Here is an 18,559-nt window from a genome sequence, read left to right as displayed (position 1 = left end):
GGTATGACTCTTATACCAATTGTAGTTGAACAAACTAGTCGCGGTGAGCGGGCTTATGACATATATTCAAGGCTAGTAAAAGAAAGAATAATTTTCGTAACTGGCCCTATTGAAGACAACATGGCCAGCGTAATAGTAGCACAGCTTTTATTTTTAGAATCGGAAAATCCTGATAAAGACATTCATATGTATATTAATTCGCCAGGCGGTGTTGTAACTGCTGGTTTATCAATCTACGATACAATGCAGTACATAAAGCCAGACGTTTCAACTTTATGTATAGGTCAAGCTGCATCTATGGGTTCTTTGTTGCTTGCAGCTGGTGCGAAAGGTAAGCGCCACTCTCTACCTCATTCAAGAATTATGATACATCAACCATCTGGTGGTTATCAAGGTCAAGCAACTGATATAGAAATACATGCTAAGGAAATTTTGCGAATTAAGAAAAAGCTAAATCAAATTTATGAAAAACATACTGGGCATTCACTCAAGAAGATTGAAGGAATGATGGAAAGAGATAAATTTTTGGATCCTATAGAAGCAATGGAACTTGGCTTGATTGATAAAGTAATAGCTGAGCGTAAAGATATTAAGATTGAAAACATTAAAGTTAAACAAAAGGTAGTTTAATGGATAACAATAATGATTTACACTACTGTTCTTTTTGTAACAAGGCACAAAACGAAGTAGATAAATTGATTACTAACTCTTCAGATGGTTTAAAGGTGTTCATTTGTAATGAATGCATAGAGTTATCCCATAAAGCAATAAGTCAAAAGAAAGAGAGAGCTTTTAATTCAGATCATATATCTGATATGAAGCTATTACTAAAGAAACCTGAAGATATAAAAATTTTTCTTAGTAAGCATGTTGTAGGTCAGGAACATGCGCAACACGTTTTATCTGTGGCTATGTATAACCATTGTCAATCCATGGTGCAACTTCATTCTATAAGTGATATTGAAATTGAGAAGTCAAATATAATGCTTATTGGCCCTACTGGTTCTGGTAAGACTTTGCTAGCAAAAACACTTGCTAAAGTTTCAGATGTGCCATTTGCTATGGCCGATGCGACAACTTTGACTGAGGCAGGTTATGTAGGTGATGATGTAGAAAGCGTGTTGTCACGTCTATTACAAGCTGCAAATTATGATGTTGCAAAGGCACAGCATGGTATAGTGTTTATCGATGAAATAGACAAGATCACAAGAAAGTCTGAAAGCGCTTCAATAACCCGTGATGTTTCAGGTGAAGGGGTCCAACAAGCTCTACTAAAAATCATGGAAGGTACGGTTGCTTATGTTCCTCCACAAGGAGGGCGAAAACACCCGCAACAAGAGTTTATACAAGTAGACACTAGTAACATACTATTTATTTGTGGAGGAGCTTTTGAAGGCCTAAATAAAATTATTGAGGCAAGAAAAAAGGGAACATCAGTTGGCTTTGGTGCGGACATAAGTCAGTATAAAGAACAAAAGAAAAAAAATGCTTTACATGATGTTCAACCTGAGGACTTAATCAAATTCGGTTTGATACCCGAATTTGTAGGACGGGTTCCAATAACTGCTGTTCTAGATGAGCTGGATCACGAGGATTTAATACATGTGTTGACAGAGCCAAGAAATGCGCTAGTAAAACAATATAAAGCATTGCTTGCATTTAGTAAAGTAAACCTTGAGTTTTCAGATGAAGCAATATCAGCTATTGCTAAAAAAGCTATAAGCTATAAAACAGGTGCAAGGATGTTACGTGCTATCTTAGAGTCACTTTTGCTTGATGTTATGTATACAGCTGGCAATGGAGGTTTTGAAGGTAGCGCTATAACGGTTACTAAGAAAATGGTAGAATTAGGCAAAGCGACGATTAATCATAATAATAAGGGTAGTGTTATAACGGTTAATGATTAATTTGAGGCATATATTATGAGTATTGGACGTGCTGTAAACTTTAATTCTACTGTATTACCAGTATTACCTCTAAGAGATGTAGTAATTTTTCCAAATATAATGTTGCCTTTATTCGTAGGTAGAGAAAAATCTGTTCATGCACTAGAGTATGCAATAAGTAGCAGTAGTCACCAAAACGAGATTTTTCTCATAGCACAAAAAGATGGTTCTATTGATAATCCAGAGCCAGAGAATCTTTATGAAGTAGGCGTGTTAGCAAACATTATACAACCATTAATAAAACTGCCTGACAATGCAGTAAAAGTCATGATTCATGGGGTAAGAAGGGGAAGAGTTATAGAATATATTAGCTCTCACACTTTGTTACAGGCCAGAGTAGCGTTAGATGGTCATTATGAGTATGGAGAAAATGAAGATAATATTGATTTAGAAGCTTTAAGGCGTTCTGTTATAGATGCATTCGACAATTGGTGTAAACTAAGCAAGAAAAGTCGACCCGAGATTATTATTGACCCTATTGATCAAGTTAAAGAGGTTAATCAAATTGTAGATGTGATAGCTTCGCACTTAAATATAAAGGTATCAGATAAGCAAAACATACTTGAAGTTTATAACCCAAAAGAGCGTTTAAAAAAAGTTTTTGCTCTTATTGAGAGAGAAATAAGTATTTTGAGTGCACAAAACCGCTTGTATAAGACAATTAAATCACAGGTTGAAAGTACTCAAAAAGTTTACTACCTTAATGAGCAATTAAAAGCTATACAGAAAGAATTAGGTGAGTTTGAAAATGGAGATGAAGGGAATATACTCAATGAATTTGAAAAAAAGATAAATGAAACAAAGCTTTCTGAGGAAGCAAAAGAGAAAGCCATAACTGACTTAAAGAGATATAAGAAAATGAATCCCATTTCTCCTGAAGCAACAGTTATATCTAGTTACTTGCATTGGTTGCTTGATTTGCCATGGGGAAAGTACAAAGATGCAAAAATTAACTTAAATGCGGCTAAAAAAATCTTAGATGAAAATCATTATGGCATAGAGAAAGTAAAAGATAGAATAATAGAATTTTTAGCAGTATTAAAGAGAGTAAAAGAGATAAAGGGTCCTATACTTTGCTTAGTTGGACCACCTGGTGTTGGTAAAACTTCTTTAGCTAAGTCTATGGCAAAAGCAGTAGGAAGAGATTTTGTTCGCATATCTCTTGGTGGTATACGTGATGAGTCTGAAATACGAGGACACAGAAAAACTTATATTGGCTCAATGCCTGGTAAAGTCATTCAACACATGAAAAAAGCTAATTCATGCAACCCGCTTTTTCTGCTTGATGAAATAGATAAGATGGGTTCTGATTCGCGTGGTGATCCTGCATCTGCATTACTTGAGGTTTTGGATACTGAGCACAATAAACACTTTACGGATCATTACTTGGAAGTTGAATTTGATCTTTCAAGTGTAATGTTTGTAGCTACGGCAAACAGCTTAAATTTGCCACATCCTTTGCGTGATAGGATGGAAATTATACAATTATCTGGATATAGCGAAGATGAGAAGATCAGTATTGCTACGCATCACCTTATTCCAAAATTAAAAAAAGAGCATGGTTTGCATCAGAAGGAGTGGAAAATAACTAATGAAGCATTATACGAGTTGATACGTTTATATACACGTGAGAGCGGCGTGCGAAGCATGGAAAGGGAACTTGCAAAGCTCATGAGAAAAGCAGTTAAAGCAATATTAACTGATAAAAATAAGAAAATATCCGTAGAGGTTGGTAATTTACAAGATTACCTAGGGGTACGTAAGTATACCTTTGGCATTGCAGAAAATGAGAGTTTGGTAGGGGTAGTAACTGGTCTCGCCTATACTGAAACAGGTGGTGATATTTTAATGATAGAGTCAGTCCTAATTCCGGGCAAGGGGGAAATAAAATACACAGGAAAGCTTGGAGAGGTTATGCAAGAGTCTATAAAAGCTGCGTATAGTTATGTGCGATCAAATTGTTTATTTTTCGGTATAAAACCCGAAAAATTTCAAAATAATGATATACATTTGCATGTACCTGAGGGTGCTGTGCCAAAAGATGGTCCCTCTGCTGGCAGTGCAGTATGTACATCTATTGTTTCTCTTATGACAAATATACCAGTTAACAAAAGTGTTGCTATGACAGGTGAAGTAACATTGCGTGGTAGAGTGTTGGCTATTGGGGGTTTGAGAGAAAAATTGCTTGCTGCGCTAAGAGGATCAATCAAAACTGTGATTATACCAAGTGAAAATGAGAAAGATATGCAAGAGATTCCTGCAAATATAAAAGAAGAAATCAATGTAATTTTTGCTGAGAATATTGATGAAGTTATAAAAGTTGCTTTGATGCACCCTATTACTTCAATTGATGATAATAACGAAATTAGTGTGTCTACCTCCATAGAAAATAAGGATAATACCTTCCCTTCATCAGAAACATTAAAGCACTAAATTGAAAAGGTTTATGCAATTTTCGTTTCTTTTTTTTAACCTCAAAGCTCTGATTTGAATATATAAATTACAAGTAACATATATGGAAATTTCATAAGTTCATTTTTTAAGCATATATTGCAATATCTCACTAGCAATTGCAACATCTTGGCGTGGAGTTTTACCATGTTCTATAAACACTGAGATTGCATAGCGCGGATCATGGTAGGGGCCATAAGCGATAAACAATTTATGACTTTCACCTTTAGAGTTTATCTCTGGTGTTCCGGTTTTGCCAGCAATTTGTATACTGCCTAGTCCTTTTCTATAGTTAGAATTCACCACGTCAAACATAGCTTTTCGAACCACACTAAGATGCTCATGATTCACATCAATATCAAGAAAGTCTTGCCCTGATTTACTCATCTCAATGTGGGGAATTACCTCCTTTCCTGTTGCAACCCTCGCTGCAAGAACCGCAAGCTGTAATGGCGTTGTAAGTAAATACCCTTGTCCTATAACTAAGTTAATGGTATCACCTAAATACCACTCTGAATATAGCTTGCGTGCACGCCAATCCACATCAGGCAACAATCCCGGAGCTTCTTCCTTAAACATTCCAATTAATGGTCCACTTCCTATACCAAATTTGCTAGCCATTTCTAGTAGAGAATCTACATTTATTTTTTTTCCTATATTATAAAAGTAAGTGTTGCATGAGAAGGCCATTGCCTCGTTTAAAGATACATATCCATGGACTTTGCTTTTTAGGCAACGAAATTTTCGTTCACCTATTTTCATATAGCCCCTACACGAGAACTTTTCTTCTGGTGTTATTATTCCATCTTTTAAACCCGCAAGCGCATCTATTATTTTAAATATTGAACCAGGTGGAATTTGATATGATAATGCACGGTTTACAAGCGGTAATGAAAGATTGTTTAAATTTTTCCAAGTTTCATTTGATAATCTGCTAGTGAAAAGATTATTATCGTAAGAAGGTGAATTATATAATGCTAAAATTTCTCCGTTATTTACATCAATTACCACTGTGGAACCTTGGTGGTCTTTAAATATCTCTGCAATTTTCTTCTGTAAATCAACATCAATTGTCAGCTGTATATCTTGTCCGTCTTGCTTCGGTATGCTAGATAACTCTCTCATGATACGCTTCTTAGAATTTATTTCCTGCTCAGATTTTCCGGTCTTGCCTTTTAATACATGATCATATGTATATTCAATTCCACTAACCCCTGCTTCATTTATGTCTTGCTGTCTTTTTGTATATCCGATTATATGAGAACATATCGAACCAAACGGGTAATAACGTTTATAAAGAGCAGTTATTTTTGTATCTGATGATTTTGTTGCATCAGGTTTAATTTCTGATAACATCTGAAAATCAACTTCCCTAGTAAAGGTTTTTTGCCCATCAAATAAAACAATATACGAAATTTTGTTTACTGCGAGTTCAACGCTATTCCTATCCAAAATCCTGCCTCGTTTAGGCACAATAGTAACAACTTTTATCCTATTATTATTGGATAGCACTTCATATTTTTGTCTATCTCGTACTTGTAAAGTATACAACCTATAACTAAAAATAGCAGAAATAGTAAGCTGAATACCACCTAATATGAATGCCCTGCGGTTGAAGACCTTGTTTTTTGTCCACATAGAATTCCTTTAGAACGCACTCATCCTCCTTTTATTGGCACATTTCTAGCTTTCACTACATCACAAACCCTTTCTTCCCACTCACTTAAGGTAACAAGTTTGTAACCCGATTTTTTTAGTATTTCAATAATCTGAGGTAAAGCTTCAACTGTATTTGATTTGTTATCGTGATCATGGAACAATATAATCGCTCCATTATGTACATTGCTTAAAACTCTTTCAACCAAAATCTCTGATTTATCACCTTGCCAATCCAGAGAATCAACTGTCCATAGTATGGAACACATATTTAATCGATTAGTATTTTCGATCAAATTATCATTGTGACATCCATATGGTGGACGAAACCATTTTACATTCTGTTCTGTTACATTTTTAATTGCTATATTTGTCTTTTCCAGCTCTTGCAATTGTTCCTCACTTGAAAGTGATGTCAACTTCCTATGCGACCAAGAGTGATTGCCTAACTCATGACCTGCTTCATGGATTTTCTTTACTATCTCATATGTTTTTTTATTTATACGTCCACCAAGCACAAAAAATGTCGCTTTTGTTTTATTGCTCTCCAGAATATTAATAATATCTCCTGCTCTATTATAAGACGGTCCATCATCAAACGTAAGTGCAACAAACTTATCTTTGTTATTCAATAATTTCTTTATATTACTTAAATTTCTATATGATAGATCCAAATCACAACTGAGCCCACGATATGGTAAGTTAAAGTTACAATCACTACAGAAAACTGCGCTTGAATATAGCAAAAGAAAAGCGATTATTCTTATAAACATATATAATCAGCAAAGTGATAGAGTACTACACTTTTTTGCTAAATTAAACCACTTTTAACAGCTACCGTTTACTTCGTTACTTTATCAATATACTATATTAATAACTTTATATAATATAGTATGATTGCAAATATAAATACCGTTGCACTTCAGGGAACCAGCACAGTAAATGTTAATGCACAAATTCACATGGCAAATGGTATTCCAGCTTTTAAAGCAACAAGGACAACATTGCAAATTTAGAGTTCAAAAGGGTTATTCCTCGAGAACTACTGCGTCAGAAAGCTGGCGTTGAATTTGTATATAATGTTGACCTTGGAGGTTTTTATGAATAATAGTGAGAGAAAAGAAAAATTGGAAACTCGCATTTTATCAAGTAGAGGCAGGTCTTTACTTGACCATGAGCTACTGGAACGTACTCTATCTGAATGTGAAGAAGGCAGAGAAGTGGCCAAAAAGCTAATAGAGCTCTTTAGTAGTTTAGGAAGGGTAATTAACGCTGACTTTCATGAGCTAAAAAATGTTACAGGAATGAATGATGGAGCAATAGCAAGTATCTTTTGTCTGAAAGAGATTTTCGATAGGATACTGAAAGGTAAGTTAAAAAAGCTGTCGATTCTTGATAACAGAGAAGAGCTACTAAAATACTTTAAAACAGCAATAGGGCAGTCACGAAAGGAAAGCTTGCGAGTAATATACTTAGATCGAAGTGGTCATTTGATATACGAGTATATTCAAGACTGTGGAACTATAGACAGAGTACCTCTATATGTGAGAGAAATAATCAAACAGGGATTACTGATTGATGCAGCATCTGTTGCAATTTCACATAATCATCCAAGTGGAGATACAGAACCATCAAAGGAGGATGAGGATAACACACTTACATTAGCTGCAACCTGCGAAAATGTAGGAATGAAATTAATAGATCACATAATCGTAACACAGAAGAGCCACTTTAGTTTTTATGATAGTGGTTTATTGTAATCTATAGACCGGAAGGAAAGTTCTCCAACTTTCCTTCTTTTTTTCTACTTCATAAATTAAAAAATTCAATATAAGCTTGAGCAGCTAAAATTAGTAATGAAAGGTGGAATTAGGCAAAAAAATAAAAGAACTTAGATTATACTGTGGTTTAACACAAACTGAGTTGGGAAAGAAAATAGGCGTTTCGTATAGACAAATACAAAGGTACGAAAATAGTTCAAACCAAATTTTGGCCAGTAGGCTATACGACTTAGCAAAAGCACTATCGATTAATGTGGCTGATTTTTTTACTGATGTGCATGTCGACTCACATGAAACTTATGATGAAGAAATACTAAAATTAGTCAAAGGATATAATGAAATTAAAAGCAAAAGGTTACGTAGCGTAGTTTATATATTGGTAAAATCTTTTTCTCAAAGTTACAATGAGAGTTAGTATTGCTTCAATACCTCAGTTAATATATTAATAAATGATTGTACAAGATGAACAACATCCTATTGATAAACAAATAGGTGAAAGAATAAGGAAGAGAAGGTTAATATGCGGTTTTAGCCAAAGAGACTTAGGAAAAAAGCTCGGAATTTCATTTCAGCATATACAAGGATATGAAACTGGAGAGGTAAGGCTTGTAATTGATAGATTGTATAATTTGGCAGAAGCTTTGTCCGTTGATATGTCATATTTTTTTACCAAAGCTTCTGAAGACTTACACGATAAGGCCTTTTGTAGCGATGTGGGTAGTGAAGAAATATCAAGGCTAGTGAGGGAATACAGGAAAATTAAGGATGAAACGTTGCGTGATATTGTGCATTCAGTGATAAAAGCGCTTGCCAATAAATAATATTGCCTGAATATATCTTCAATCCACTTCTACAAGCAATGCTAGTTAAGGTAAATTTTTTATGGTAATTTTGATTAAATTTCAAGAACTACTTTACTTTGCAATAATTATGGCTATGTAAAAACATAGCCACCAATCAAGAACGTCCTACAGATGTCGTTTTGGTATCTTTTAATTTGCTCACCCAAGAAAAGGTCTCACTACTTTTAGAATTTTGGTCGCCCCACCTTCCACATCTAGTAAAGCTGCCTTTTTCCACTACTTCTTTAACAGACATTCCACCAAATAAACAACCCTTTCCTACGATTTCTCCTATTTCTTGCAACTCGTTCCACATTTCTTCATCTTCTACCTCAACTTGTACTTGATGATAGTCTTCTGTGTCATGATATACCATTAAATTTAGCTCTCCTAGGCTAGTGCAAAGTGTTACTGTAAAAGCGCTGTTATCGGATATATCTACGTAATTTCTTTTACCGTCTTTCCCAGTTTTGACCTCAACTTCACCATCACCTATTTTTATGATACTACCGCCAAGGTTTAAGTCTCCTTTACTTAAGCCCAAATTTTTTGCACCTTCTACAACTTTGGCAACATCAACTATGCAGCTATGTGAAAATTCAATATAGAAGGTCTTATTATCGATTTCTACATCTTCAACAGTTCCTTCTATAGTAGCGTCTTCTCCAACTTCCCTAAGTTTCTTGAGCCTACTATATATTTGTGGCTCAATTTCTTTTTGCACTTTTTGATACATTTCAGCTATTTTCTTATCAACTTGTACATTAAAATCTGCTCCATGTAAGGCTAACTTTCTGATTATATCTTCTTGTTTATTTTCTTTGAATTCATCACGATACATCTTAAACATTGTAACGTTAGTGAAGCTAAAGCCATCTTCGTTGCGAGCGTTTACTCTTATTCCTAAATCCAAAGCTTCATCGACGATTTTACTTAATTTGTCTAGATTTTCAGCTGCAATAGCTTTTTCCAAGAATTCATTTAATTTCACATTTTCATATTCACTTAGCCTTATCTTGCATAAAGCTGATCGAAATGGATTGAGCTCCTCAGGATATGTTAAGACAGGTAATTTACTAATCTTTTTATTTGCTGTTGGAGCAGCTTTTATAAAATTAGGTAATAACCCTTCTTTTGCTATTCGCTCTACCGCTTTTAACATTTTACTAGACAATTTTTTACCATTTATTTTTTTCATTGTAACCCTCACTTAATTTCATTACTATTCGATCATATCGTGATAAATATTATTTAATTGTTAATATTATACGACTTATTGATTTACTGTATATTATAATAACAAGTTTTGCGGGCATCTACACTAGAAAAACACATCCTATAAAAATTATTTCAGTTTCAACAAAAATGGGGTATCGTAATCGTAAAATTGAAAAAAATGGATATCCTATCTTACTCTACTGAAAAGCTGAAAAAGCATTGTCAGCTACTTGATGATGAAGAAAAAATAGTTCTATATGAGCAGCTGCTAGACAAGGCTAAAGATATACTTGAAAACTCAAGAGATGATATTGCAAAGTTGAAAGAGGTAAGCAAAGCAGTTGTAGCAATAGAGGAAACTACCGATAAGCAGTTACTAGAAAAGTTTAATGATGATCACCCGCTAAGAGAAGTGGACATTTTAATCTACTCTCCTCAAGGAAATACTGAATATCTATTCAGCATAGATAACTCATCAGAGCTTTATGATTTAAAAGAAGATAAAGAAAAAGCTCTTTATAATGCAGTAAAGTTAAATGATGTTGAGCTTGTAAAAAAGCTGCTAATGATCCTTTCACCTACAGAAGTAAGTAATTTTGACACGAAATACTTGGAAGAATTGAAAATATTGCTGTCAGGAATTCACAAAGAATTGCAATTATCACAAGATATGAAAAATTATCTTGAGAAGACGATAAAGTTCTATAGTTTTTTATGTAGTAATTTTAACTTACTAGTTACAAGTCCTACTGACGTAAAAGCCATAATTGATCTATTTGCTGCTCAACCAAATATTGATTACCAAATAGATAAGCTTCTACTTTCTTTTATTGTAAGAGATGTTGAGGAAAAAAAGCTAAACTCTGAAATTAGTCATATGATAGAACTTCTTGAGCAACACGAAAGATTTGCTGAGCTCGAATACAAGGTTAGAAGATTAAGATCAGAGTTTGCAAGTGGCAAAAGCAGATACTCGGCTGAAGTAATACGAAATAGCATTGCAGAACGAGAAAAAGAGATGAGGGAAATTGAGAAAAAATACGTAAGGCCAAACGATTTAATTAGCGAGAGGCAGAAATTATTAAAGCAATTACTTTGCTAGCTTTTTTTCCACTTCATAAAATTTGTTGTAAATTTGAATAAGAGGTGAAAAGTGCAATTAGGTAAAAAAATAAAACAACTTAGGTTAGATCGTGCTTTGACACAGACCGAATTGGGAAAGAGAATAGGTGTTTCGTATAGACAGATACAAAAGTACGAAAATGGTTCAAATTGTGTTTTGGCCAGTAGATTATATGATTTAGCAAAAGCACTATCGATAGATGTTGCTAACTTTTTTACTGATATGCACACTGACTCACATGAAGCTTATGATGAAGAAATACTAAAGTTAGTCAAAGGATATAACGAAATTAAGAGCAAAAGGTTACGTAGTGCAGTTTATATATTGGTAAAATCTTTTTCTCAAAGTGATAATACATAGTTAATATTACCTGATACGTAAAATGACTATACAACATCCTATCGATAAACAAATAGGTGAAAGAATAAGGAAAAGAAGGCTAATGTGTGGTTTTAGTCAAAGATACTTAGGAAAAAAGCTTGAAATTTCATTTCAGCATGTACAAGGATATGAAAGCGGAGAGATTAGGCTTGTAGTTGATAGGTTATATAAATTAGCAGAAGTACTATCGGTTGATATGTCGTATTTTTTTACCAAAGCCTCTGAAGACTTACATGATAAGGCCTTCCATAGCGATGTAGGCAGCGAAGAAATATCAAGGCTAGTGAGGGAATATAGAAAAATTGAGGATGAAACTCTGCGTGACATTGTTCATTTAGTGATTAAGGCTCTTGCTAATACAGGCTTTAAAGCATAAATTCTCTCCTTGAGTCGTTGAAGAAAACTTAAACTTTCATTTTCTTCATCATTTTGCTTTTCTTTCACTTTGATGCGTGTAGTTATACCCTACACAAAGTATAATGTTTTAAAAATAAAAACCTGCACCATAAAATATTGAGATTTAGAATATTAACTTATAAAGTCTTTTCGGCAGTTTTAGCGAGGGTTTATTAGCAAGGATGTTGGAGGTTAGCAATGACTATATCTGAAGGTGTAATACAGCGTATAAGGCATAATGATAAGAACGCGATAGGGGGATGATTTTTTGGTCAAGGTGGCTGTGCACCATCCAGCTAAGTTTGATAGCTTATACCAATTCCCGCTATAGAAAGAACAGATAGAGAATAATGGGGAAAAAAGTCATACTAGAGTAAGTGAAATAGCGAGGTATAAATGGCATTAAGGTCAAAACTATTAGACGAAAGAGTTGTAAATTTAGCGAAAGAAATGTTAAAAAAGGTAAGAAATAACGCATATGTTTCAAAAAAGTTACAAGCGGTGATAGCGGGAAAAGAAAGTAGTATAAGCGCTGTGGCAAGAATATGTAAAATTTCAAGGACTGCTTTGACTGAATGGATAAAACATCTAAAATTTGGTAGAGTAGAAAAATTATTTGCCCCGTTTCAGCGGAGAAGAAAAAGCAAATTAAACAAAAATCAACGTGAGCAACGCTAACTATGGATTAGAAGAGAATAAGAAAAGAGGGTAAACTCCAGTATTTTAGAGATAATAGGAGGTTACCCAGTGAATAAGAATGTAACAGAATTATTCTGTTTTGTAGATGATTATTGTAAAATAATAGACAAAAATTTTGCAGGTAGATTATTATCCAATGGTAAAAAACCTACAAGAGTGCCAGAAATAACGCATTCCGAAATTATAACAATAATTCTGTTATATCAGCAATCTAGATATGAAAACTTTAAATCATTTTACATATGTTACTTACAGTTGCTGCATAAGTCAGACTTTTCTAGACTACCTTCTTATGATAGATTTATTGCGCTAAAACCTCGAGTTTTATGGTATTTAGCAATGCTGCTACAATGGTTATGTGAGCAGGCAAAAAATACAGGTATTTCCTACATTGATTCAACTCCTATCACGGTCTGTCATGCAAAAAGAATATCTAAAAATAAAGTTTTTACTGGAATTGCAAAATTAAGCAAAAGCACTTATGGCTGGTTTTTTGGTTTTAAATTACATGTAGTAATCAATGAAATAGGCGAAATTCAAGGTGTTACGCTAACCAAAGGTAACGTTGATGATAGAAAGCCAGTTCCGGATCTGACTAAAAAACTAACGGGTTTATTATTTGGAGATAAAGGTTATATCCAAAAAGGTCTGTTTCTACAATTACTTGATAGAAATTTAAAGCTTGTTACCAAGATAAAAAAAGGGATGAAAAACGCATTAATCTCTCTAAATGAGAAGATTTTTCTGAGGAAAAGATCTATTATTGAAACAGTTTTTGGTTACCTAAAAAATAGATTAGAAATTGAACACACTCGCCACCGATCTCCTTTTAACTTTCTGGTTCATATTTTTTCTACACTCATTTCATACTCTTTACAACGTAAAAAACCTTCCATTTCCAATTCTTTCTTTGTCGGCTAATCCATAGTTAGCGTTGAGCAAATTGAAATATGGGTAGAAAGAAATCCAAATATTACTATTAAGGAAGTACAAATAAAAATCTCAGAGGAATTTGCCCTAAACATCAGCAAATCAACAGTGCACCGTGAGATACAAAGGATGAAATTTTCTTACATAACACCGAGGCCAATGCACCATAAACAAGATAAAAACAAGCAAGAAGAGTTTAAAAGATACTTCAATAAAATAGTCAATTTCCACCCTAAAAGGGAGGTGTTTTTTTTGATGAATCACGATTTGGGACTCATTCAAAAATCGGACACGGATGGTTTAAAAAAGGGGTCAGAACGCAGGTTAAAATGAAAATTGGTAGACAAAATTTCTATATCTACAGTGCGGTAAATCCAAGAAGTGGTAAGAAAATTAGCCTACTTGCTCCATATGTAAACACTGATTGTATGAATATATTTCTGGAGCAGATGTCGAAAGATTTAGGCACGAAAGAAGCCTTTCTTGTAATGGATTGTGCATGCTGGCATAGATCAAAAAGTTTGAAAATTCAGAAAAACATTACCATTATATACTTGCCTCCTTATTCACCAGAACTGAATCCTGTTGAGAGGTTGTGGCAATATATCAAACACAATACTTTACGCAACAGAGTCTACGATACCATAGGCTTACTTGAAGATGTTCTGTGTAATTTTATTGTCAGTATTTCCAGTGCTACTATTAAACGAGTTTGTAATGTTTCTTATTTGTTCGATTAGTAATGGAATTTGGTATTAGAAGTAACAAAATTTTTAGTAAATAATAAAGGTGTAAGTTTTAACGCTAAAACTAATGACGAAAACAAGCCTATTCATATTGCAGCTGATTTTTGAAATATCGATATTGTAAAGTTTTCTCTTAATAAGGGAGTAGAAGTTGGTACAAAAGGTAAAAACAATTGGACTCCTTTGCATTATGCTACCAATAAAGGATATCTAGGGATTGTAAAGCTTCTAATATAAAAGCAACAACAAGAATCATTTATTAATTCTAAAACCACAGATCAGTCTACTATGCTGCCAAGGAAGGACATTTATCAGCTGTAGAGTTTCTCATAGAAAAAGGAGCAAGAATTGATATTAAAAATTCCAATAATAGATCACCATTGGAACTTGCAAATGATGGAGGACATGAAGAAGTTGAAAGTTTACTAAGAAATGAATTACTTCTTGATGCTGTCAAGAGAAAAGACTGCAGTGGAGTAGAAGCTCAACTTGATAAAGGGGCTAATGTTAATTATGTACGTCGAGAAGATGGCTGTGCACCATGCTGTCAGTTATAACCATGAAAATCTTGAGTTTGTGAAGTTCTTAATAGGGAAAGAAAAGGTGAAATTATTTAGCACCAAAGATTAAAGAAGATATAGTAAATGGGAGGCAGCCAAGAAATTTGAAATTAGTTGATTTGAGAGAAATACCGGTGTTGTGGAGTGAGCAGATGGAAAAATTGTAAGGAATGGCGTCTTAATTTACAAAAGTAACAGAAAGAGTACGTGCCAGAAGGAGCTGATACGAAGGGCCATTCCAAAAGATGTTGAGGAAGTCAAGATTGATGTAAAAAAGCAAATCAATGTTATAAAAGCTGACACTCAATTATGCAAAAATATCAATATAAATGACGAAGATTTTAGCATGCTAGATACGACAATGGCAGAAAATGTATCGAATTTTAGCTGCACATTTTAATAATAGATCTGGGGAAAAATTCTATAGAAATCGAAAAATGCAACGTACAATACTCTAAATCCCAGCATACAACTCGAGAAAGTAGTACATGTGGACTAATCTACAGCTTCCTTTGAACCTGAAAGCGTACTTGAAAATTCATAAGTGCTAAGTAAATTCTTTTTTAACCATCTAAATAAACTTCCTCCATCATTGCTGTGTAACAAGTCATATACGGAGCTATGATCCACTTACAAGTAGTGACTTATGTTGGTGAGATTCTATCTTTAACTCGTCCATACTACACCTTGGTAAGCTTGAATAGCATTTTGCCAAGATTTTATTACTATTAAACAGTGGTTCAAAATGATCATGTCCCTTATTTACTATATGTAAGACATTATTGTCATCATAATCTATCCTATTATACTCACCTGTACTTCTTGATCCTAAACTATCTATTAGTTGATGCAAGGATGGATCTTGTTGTTCATCAGTAGCATGTAATGGATTACTCTCTACAACATGCAATTTTACACCATACTTTCCGCAAAGTATTCTACCTTCAACCTCAGGATCACCCCATCTATTGTTATTTAGAATATTTTTTGCATAAAAATCTGGAGTTTCCCTACGCACCACGCCATTATTATCATGACTATTAGTAATAGCATTTATGAACCATTCTGGTGGGTTATTTCGTGCAAACTCTTTACAATATTGTCGCAATTGCTCAACAGTAGCTTTTATCCCTAATTGTTGTTCTAGTTCTTGTCTAAACGAATCAAAAAAACAGTTTCCATCTTCAATTGCTTGTCCTAAATAGAAATTATCAGGTATGTTTGATTTTTGTTCTTTATCACCTTGTTTTTCTGCTTTTTCAATAACTCCTTTCTCTAAACCAAAAATCTTACTCCAGTTATATTTACCTTCTAACCCCAATTTTTTACTTTCCTTTTCTGCTGCTTTAGCTAAGTCTGTTTTAGAAATATCCCCTTTTTCTTCACAGAATCTAGATAAAGTTTTAAAGATTTCTACCAGGTGAGTTTTTATGTCAAAATTCTTCTCCTTTTTTACAATATTAGACTCAATATAGCGTAAATCCTGTAATAGTTGTTGCTTTTCATTTACAGTTTGAGCAGCTGAACTAACTGTTTCGGAATATTGACAAAGTTTTCCTGATCTAGTAAAGAAACCTCGTTCTATGGCTTGATCAACTGGTAACCCCCCTAGTAAGCAATTCTTACCTATTTTTTCGTTACAATTTTTTAATTCCTCCAGTAAATCTTGATCGTTCACCTCTACTCTTATTAGATCTTTATTTTGTGTATCAGGATATAACCTGACCTCTAGTTCCCCCTGAATGGTATAGAAAGTTAATACTATATCACCACCTTCTGTAAGATCTGTGTAATTCCTTACACCATCTTTTGTGATAATCTCTACTTCACTATTACCGATCTTTACTATATTTCTTCCACACTTTACATCTCCATGGGTTAGCCCTAAATCCCTTGTTCCATCTGTAATTTGTGCAACATCTATTGTACTGTCCTCTGAATATTCTAAGTAAAAAGTAGCGTTATCCATTTTTGCACGATTTAACTTGCCGTTGGTCGCATTTTTTGCGATTTTCAGGAATTTCTGAGTACAATTAACATACTTTTCATGAGCTTTTATCATATTAGCTTTGTGATCTTTAAATTCTAATTCCAGTTCGCCAATTACATCTATACTGTTTTTAGTATAGCACGCTGCTCCCCACGATACCAACTTACATACTATATCACTTGCAACTTTAGGATTCTTTTCTAATCTACTAATTTCTTTTATTACATAATCTGTAAAGTTGTACTTTTCACCTTGAGAAGATTTTTTAGCGAAATTTAACATTACTCCGAAATCTATAGCTCTATCTACAACTTTTTCCAGTTGATCCATACTTTCAACTTGAGATATGTCATTTAAAAATCCACCTAGCACTATCTGTTGGTTTGGGATACTCCATAAAGTCCTAGGTGGAAGCAAACACTTTTTCTTCTTATTGCACATATTTGCATCTTTTTTAGGATCAGTTGCTCCTGCCTTTAGAAGTAAATCCACTGCTTCTTTGCAAGTAGCTCTAGCATAACTAAGTACTTTTGACATACCTACTCTATCCTGAACAATGAAAATCATTTTGAGATCCTGACTATTCTTATGTTTATCCAGAAACTTGCCTAAATTTTCAATAGCCTGACGATTAAAAACTTCACCTATAACATGAGGTTTTTTATAATCTTCAGGCGAGAGTATACCTAAAAGTATATCATACAGCTCTTTACTCAACTTTTTCTGATTGTCAGTTAAGAAGCATTCTAAAATGTGGCAGTTATTATTATCAATAGCAGTTTGTAATGGGGTTTTTCGTTTATTGTCCCGTATGTTAGGATCAGCTTTTCCCTCCAAGAGTAGATTTATAGTGAGATACCTATAGTTACTATCAGCAGCATAATGTAAAGGTGTTTTCCCTTCATTGCTTTCTATATTAGGATCAGCCCCTGCTTGTAGAAGTAAATTGACTAAAGTAGGACCGCTCTGATCATCATTGAGTCTTGAAGCAGCATGCAATAACGTTAATCCTGACTCTCCCCTTTTAAGGTTAAGAACAACTTTTAAATCTTGATCGTCCTTGTTATTTTTTAAAAAATTTTCAAGTTTTTTAGTATCGTACTCATGAAGATAAGAACCTATACCCTTAAGAGTTTTTAGTAATTCTTTATTTAACTTTTTTTGATTCTCGTTCAAATTTGTTGTATGAGCAAGCCATATACACACCAGCTCCTCAAATGAACATTGACCATCAACTAGAGATCTACCTCCATTTAATTCAGATGGAACCCATAAATATTTTTTAATTAACTCGTACTCTTCATCCAATAGTTTGTCTGTTTCTGACCACTCTTGTCCAGGACTCAATTTCTCTTCTAGCTTTTTGCTCGCTTGTTTACTTTGCCCGTTGATAGCTTCAGCAATAACCATATTTTCCTCCTAGCTTGATATATTATGTACAATATATAATATGAGTCAAGCTGATTTTAATATAATATTTTTATTATTTTGCAATTTTTGAGTTTTTGTAGTAAGTTCAGGTGTTTACATAAACTTTCTTTTAACCTAATAAAGATGCCTGATAGGATAGTAAACTTGCAACCTTGATTCAGAGTGTTAAGCAATCAACATAGCAGAATTTATAGTCTCTTTCCTTCCACATCAACTTCAACTTGACACTTCTATAAAATTCTCCGACATTGATTTTGAACTTACTACACGGATTTTTTTGCCTGCCCATCTGTAATCCACTACTCAATAAAGCCGATCTGGTTACAAAATGAAGTAGTCAATATAACACTATCAACCAATTCTAACTATAAACCTTGTATCTTGAAAAAAGCATCTAATGTTTTAAGCT

General features: G+C 33.8%; 15 protein-coding genes and 4 pseudogenes. 15 read left to right on the top strand and 4 right to left on the bottom strand.

Annotated features, from left to right (window positions below; translation table 11 throughout):
- Window positions 1–3 precede the first annotated feature (3 nt).
- From clpP to lon, 3 genes are read left to right on the top strand one after another with little or no spacing between them, the layout of a single operon-like run.
- Window positions 4–630, top strand: coding sequence for an ATP-dependent Clp endopeptidase proteolytic subunit ClpP (gene clpP, locus ONG78_RS00200; RefSeq protein ID WP_264374998.1), 627 nt, complete (start codon window positions 4–6; stop codon window positions 628–630).
- Window positions 630–1,907, top strand: a complete 1,278-nt coding sequence (gene clpX, locus ONG78_RS00195) for an ATP-dependent Clp protease ATP-binding subunit ClpX (protein WP_264374999.1) — start codon at window positions 630–632, stop codon at window positions 1,905–1,907. Before clpP ends, clpX begins: the two co-directional genes overlap by 1 nt.
- Before the next feature lie 15 nt (window positions 1,908–1,922).
- On the top strand, window positions 1,923–4,379 hold the full coding sequence (gene lon / locus ONG78_RS00190) for an endopeptidase La (protein WP_264377402.1): 2,457 nt from the start codon (window positions 1,923–1,925) through the stop codon (window positions 4,377–4,379).
- Between the two features lie 99 nt (window positions 4,380–4,478).
- On the opposite strand, the gene ONG78_RS00185 is transcribed toward lon, so the two are convergent.
- Window positions 4,479–6,035, bottom strand: a complete 1,557-nt coding sequence (locus tag ONG78_RS00185; RefSeq protein ID WP_264377401.1) for a penicillin-binding transpeptidase domain-containing protein — start codon at window positions 6,033–6,035, stop codon at window positions 4,479–4,481.
- A 20-nt stretch (window positions 6,036–6,055) separates the two neighbouring features.
- Complete coding sequence (locus ONG78_RS00180) at window positions 6,056–6,826, bottom strand: polysaccharide deacetylase family protein (protein WP_264377400.1); 771 nt, start codon at window positions 6,824–6,826, stop codon at window positions 6,056–6,058.
- A 327-nt stretch (window positions 6,827–7,153) separates the two neighbouring features.
- Between ONG78_RS00180 and ONG78_RS00175 the strand changes: the two genes are divergently transcribed.
- From ONG78_RS00175 to ONG78_RS00165, 3 genes are all read left to right on the top strand, one after another.
- Window positions 7,154–7,813: a JAB domain-containing protein gene (locus ONG78_RS00175; protein ID WP_264377399.1), complete on the top strand. Its 660-nt coding sequence runs from the start codon at window positions 7,154–7,156 to the stop codon at window positions 7,811–7,813.
- A 103-nt stretch (window positions 7,814–7,916) separates the two neighbouring features.
- Window positions 7,917–8,249, top strand: a complete 333-nt coding sequence (locus ONG78_RS00170; RefSeq protein ID WP_041582615.1) for a helix-turn-helix domain-containing protein — start codon at window positions 7,917–7,919, stop codon at window positions 8,247–8,249.
- A 34-nt stretch (window positions 8,250–8,283) separates the two neighbouring features.
- On the top strand, window positions 8,284–8,655 hold the full coding sequence (locus ONG78_RS00165; RefSeq protein ID WP_041582616.1) for a helix-turn-helix domain-containing protein: 372 nt from the start codon (window positions 8,284–8,286) through the stop codon (window positions 8,653–8,655).
- Between the two features lie 136 nt (window positions 8,656–8,791).
- Here ONG78_RS00165 and ONG78_RS00160 read toward each other — a convergent pair whose 3' ends face one another.
- Window positions 8,792–9,874: a hypothetical protein gene (locus tag ONG78_RS00160; RefSeq protein WP_012673224.1), complete on the bottom strand. Its 1,083-nt coding sequence runs from the start codon at window positions 9,872–9,874 to the stop codon at window positions 8,792–8,794.
- A 198-nt stretch (window positions 9,875–10,072) separates the two neighbouring features.
- On the opposite strand from ONG78_RS00160, the gene ONG78_RS00155 reads away from it, so the two are divergent.
- From ONG78_RS00155 to ONG78_RS00120, 9 genes and pseudogenes are all read left to right on the top strand, one after another.
- The gene (locus ONG78_RS00155) at window positions 10,073–10,996 is read left to right on the top strand and encodes a hypothetical protein (protein ID WP_264377547.1); all 924 of its coding nucleotides are present in this window, start codon (window positions 10,073–10,075) and stop codon (window positions 10,994–10,996) included.
- Between the two features lie 51 nt (window positions 10,997–11,047).
- Window positions 11,048–11,377, top strand: a complete 330-nt coding sequence (locus ONG78_RS00150) for a helix-turn-helix domain-containing protein (RefSeq protein WP_007549995.1) — start codon at window positions 11,048–11,050, stop codon at window positions 11,375–11,377.
- Between the two features lie 22 nt (window positions 11,378–11,399).
- Entirely contained in the window at window positions 11,400–11,774 is a 375-nt protein-coding gene (locus tag ONG78_RS00145; RefSeq protein WP_264377398.1) for a helix-turn-helix domain-containing protein, read from the top strand.
- A 416-nt stretch (window positions 11,775–12,190) separates the two neighbouring features.
- Window positions 12,191–12,466 (top strand): annotated as a pseudogene (locus ONG78_RS00140) (IS630-like element ISWpi10 family transposase); the annotation flags it as partial.
- A 75-nt stretch (window positions 12,467–12,541) separates the two neighbouring features.
- Complete coding sequence (locus ONG78_RS00135) at window positions 12,542–13,414, top strand: IS982 family transposase (protein WP_019236992.1); 873 nt, start codon at window positions 12,542–12,544, stop codon at window positions 13,412–13,414.
- Between the two features lie 15 nt (window positions 13,415–13,429).
- Window positions 13,430–14,163 (top strand): annotated as a pseudogene (locus ONG78_RS00130) (IS630 family transposase); the annotation flags it as partial.
- Window positions 14,164–14,280: 117 nt separating this feature from the next.
- Entirely contained in the window at window positions 14,281–14,406 is a 126-nt protein-coding gene (locus ONG78_RS07980; protein WP_084741744.1) for an ankyrin repeat domain-containing protein, read from the top strand.
- Between the two features lie 59 nt (window positions 14,407–14,465).
- Window positions 14,466–14,726: pseudogene (locus tag ONG78_RS00125) on the top strand (hypothetical protein); the annotation flags it as partial.
- Between the two features lie 50 nt (window positions 14,727–14,776).
- A pseudogene (locus tag ONG78_RS00120) lies at window positions 14,777–14,896 on the top strand (zinc ribbon domain-containing protein); the annotation flags it as partial.
- A 452-nt stretch (window positions 14,897–15,348) separates the two neighbouring features.
- Here ONG78_RS00120 and ONG78_RS00115 read toward each other — a convergent pair.
- Window positions 15,349–18,129 carry an ankyrin repeat domain-containing protein gene (locus ONG78_RS00115; protein WP_264377396.1) on the bottom strand — a complete coding sequence of 927 codons (2,781 nt, stop codon included), beginning with the start codon at window positions 18,127–18,129 and terminating at the stop codon, window positions 15,349–15,351.
- Between the last annotated feature and the right edge of the window lie 430 nt (window positions 18,130–18,559).

It is taken from the genome of Wolbachia endosymbiont (group B) of Philonthus cognatus, assembly GCF_947179345.1.
Taxonomy (GTDB): Bacteria; Pseudomonadota; Alphaproteobacteria; order Rickettsiales; family Anaplasmataceae; genus Wolbachia.
This window is presented reverse-complemented; position numbering and strand designations above follow the sequence as displayed.